Origin of the sequence: Paenibacillus sp. J23TS9 (genome assembly GCF_018403225.1) — a bacterium.
Classification (GTDB): Bacteria; Bacillota; Bacilli; order Paenibacillales; family Paenibacillaceae; genus Paenibacillus_AQ.
This window is the reverse complement of record NZ_BOSG01000035.1, coordinates 1-298: the sequence shown is the minus strand read 5'-3', so window position 1 is coordinate 298 and position 298 is coordinate 1. Positions and strand designations below refer to the sequence as shown.

Annotated in this window: 1 rRNA gene; it reads right to left on the bottom strand. The window is 50.7% G+C overall.

Going from position 1 to position 298, the window contains the following annotated elements:
• Positions 1-7: 7 nt before the first annotated feature.
• Positions 8-124: ribosomal RNA gene (gene rrf, locus KJS65_RS29585) — 5S ribosomal RNA — on the bottom strand.
• Positions 125-298: the final 174 nt, after the last annotated feature.

The window sequence follows — 298 nt, the reverse complement described above, 5'->3', positions numbered from 1 at the left end:
GGCATGCGCTTGGCGGCATCCTACTCTCCCAGGACCCTTCGGTCCAAGTACCATCGGCGCTGGAGGGCTTAACGGTCGTGTTCGGGATGGGTACGCGTGGAACCCCTCCGCCATCGCCACCAAACGCTTTTCGAAAGAGTCTTGCTCTTTCAAAACTGACAACGAGTGAGTTGAAATTTTTACGAAGTTAAACTTCGAAAGCATTTTCTTGCTTGTTATGAATGTCTTCGTTGCAGAAGACGATTCTCCATAGAAAGGAGGTGATCCAGCCGCACCTTCCGATACGGCTACCTTGTTA